3 protein-coding genes are annotated in these 2,356 nt (G+C 65.4%); 2 read left to right on the top strand and 1 reads right to left on the bottom strand.

Annotated elements, in window-relative coordinates:
* Positions 1–1,305, top strand: a 1,305-nt coding sequence (locus tag DM995_RS20000; protein WP_116970816.1) for a tannase/feruloyl esterase family alpha/beta hydrolase, incomplete at its 5' end; no start/stop codon positions are given.
* 138 nt (positions 1,306–1,443) lie between these two features.
* Positions 1,444–1,707, top strand: a complete 264-nt coding sequence (locus tag DM995_RS19995; protein ID WP_116970815.1) for a DksA/TraR family C4-type zinc finger protein — start codon at positions 1,444–1,446, stop codon at positions 1,705–1,707.
* Positions 1,708–1,783: 76 nt separating this feature from the next.
* Here DM995_RS19995 and DM995_RS19990 read toward each other — a convergent pair.
* Positions 1,784–2,356, bottom strand: a 573-nt coding sequence (locus tag DM995_RS19990; RefSeq protein WP_232824585.1) for a thiamine pyrophosphate-dependent enzyme, incomplete at its 5' end; no start/stop codon positions are given.

The raw sequence follows: 2,356 nt of genomic DNA, 5'->3' as shown, positions 1-2,356 counted from the left end.
CACGGCAATGGCAGCGGCGGATTCGCAGGCAATTTCACGCTGGGCTATGCGGGCATGGCCGAAGGGCTGCGACGCGGTTTCGCCACGGCCACCACCGATGCAGGCACCGCGCCCGCTACACCGCTGGAGGGAGACAGCCTGATCGGCGAGCCGCGCAAATGGCGCGACTGGGGCCGGCTCTCGGCGCACGTGATGACCGTGACCGGCAAGGCAATCACGAAGGCATTCTACGGCAGGGCCGCGCAACGATCCTATTATACGGGCTGCTCGACCGGCGGGCAGATGGGGCTGGTCGAGGCGCTGCATTATCCCGAAGATTATGATGGCATCCTCGTCGGCGCGCCGGTCATGAACCGCACCTGGGGCCATGCCGCCGTGCTGTGGAACTTCGCGTCGGCCAATCGCTCGCCCGGCCGGCTGCTGTCGGATGCCAAGCTCAGGCTGCTCAACCGGACGGCCATTGCCAGCTGCTGGAAGCAGGGACACGGGCTTGCCGGGGACCGTTTCATCATGGACCCGCTGAGCTGCCGGTTCGATCCGGCCGTGCTCGAGTGCAAGCCGGATGAGACGGAAGACTGCCTGACCCGGGACGAAGTGGCGACGGCGCGCGCCTTCTATTCGGGGCCGACCAGCAACCGCGGCGAGCCCCAGTTCTTCGGCTGGCTTCCCGGCAGCGAGATGCCCGATACCTTTGGCTGGTCGTTCCTGCAAAAGCCGATCAGCGGCCAGCCCGCCTTTGGCGCATTGTTCAAATGGGTCTTCGGCTCCGACTGGGACTGGCGCAGCTTCGATTTCGATCGCGACATGCCGATCGTGAATCAAAGGCTTGATCCCATCGTCAACGATGCGACCCGCGGCAGCCTCGCGGCGTTTGCCAGGCGCGGCGGCAAGCTGATCGTCTTTCACGGGCTGGCAGACACGCTTGTGCCGCCTGGCCAGTCGGTTGAATTTTTCCGGCGCCACGCAATGGAAATGGGGGGCGATGACGCGCTGGGGGCGCATGCGCGCCTGTTCATGGCCCCAGGCGTGATGCACTGCGGCGGCGGAACAGGTCCGGACGCCTTCAATGCCACCCTCGGGATCCCGCCGCGCCCGCCTTCCGACGACCGCCAGCACGACATGTTTTCGGCACTCATTGCCTGGACGGAAGAAGGCAAGGCCCCCGATCGCATCATCGCAACCCGATTTGCGAGCGAGCGGCCCGGCGAGATTGAAATGCAAAGACCGCTTTGCCCTTGGCCCCAGCGCGCCGTGTATCGCGGCTATGGATCAACGGCAGCGCCCGGCAGCTTCTCATGTGAATGACCCTGCAGCTGGTGCTGATCCCCCATGGGCTGTTCCGGCGGCAGCAGCAGCGCGCCCAGCCGGGCAGTCATATGCTGCCACGGGGCGAGGATGGATCGCCGTCGGGATCCGCGCGTAGCTGCTGCAGGAGATGTTATCATGGCCAATGGCTGGGCGCGCGATGGCGCGATCCAAGATCAGATCGACGATACGATAACCGATGCGGTGTCCACCGCGCGGGCGCGTTTGCCGATCGGCGAGGGATCCGAATATTGTGACGACTGCGGCGAGGACATCCCCCCAGCGCGGCGCAAGGCGATCCCCGGCATCCGCACGTGCATCGAATGTCAATCGAAACGCGATCGGCAGATCCGCAACTCCGGGATCAATCGCCGGGGCAGCAAGGACAGCCAGTTGCGTTGAACCATTCCCACCGCGGCTTGGTGCGCAGCAAAGCGCAATCACCTCGCAGTGGCGTTATCGGCTCAATGGCACCGGATCAGACCAGCACTTCGATGAGCCGCGGCCCGCGAGAGCGCATCGCATCCTCGAACTGAGACTCGAACTCGGCTACGGTCGTGGCCGTCGAAGCCTCGACGCCCATTCCCCTTGCCAGGTTGCACCAGTCGATCGCCGGATCGTGCAGATCCAGCATCGAAAGCGCCACAGGGCCGGGTTCGGTGAATCCCATCCGCTGCATCTCCACGTTGAGAATTGCATAGGACCGGTTCGCGAAAATGATCGTGGTCACGTCCAGCCGCTCGCGCGCCTGTGTCCAGAGCGCCTGCAGCGTATACATGGCTCCGCCGTCGCCCGACGCGCAGATGACCTTGCGGTCCGGGGCAGCGATCGCTGCGCCGGTCGCGACCGGCAGCGCTTGGCCGATCGACCCGCCCGTCAGCCGGAGATAGTCGTGCGGGCAGGCGCCTTGGGTTCCCAATGCGATTCCGGGACCGTTGGTGGCCGCCTCCTCCGAGATGATGCAATCCTCCGGCATGAGCGCGCCAATGATCGCGCCGACCGAATACTGGTCGAGCCGATCGCGCGAATAAGTCGGCGGCGCCACGGCGGG

This window comes from Blastomonas sp. UPD001, assembly GCF_003426715.1.
Lineage (GTDB): Bacteria > Pseudomonadota > Alphaproteobacteria > Sphingomonadales > Sphingomonadaceae > Blastomonas.
This window is presented reverse-complemented; position numbering and strand designations above follow the sequence as displayed.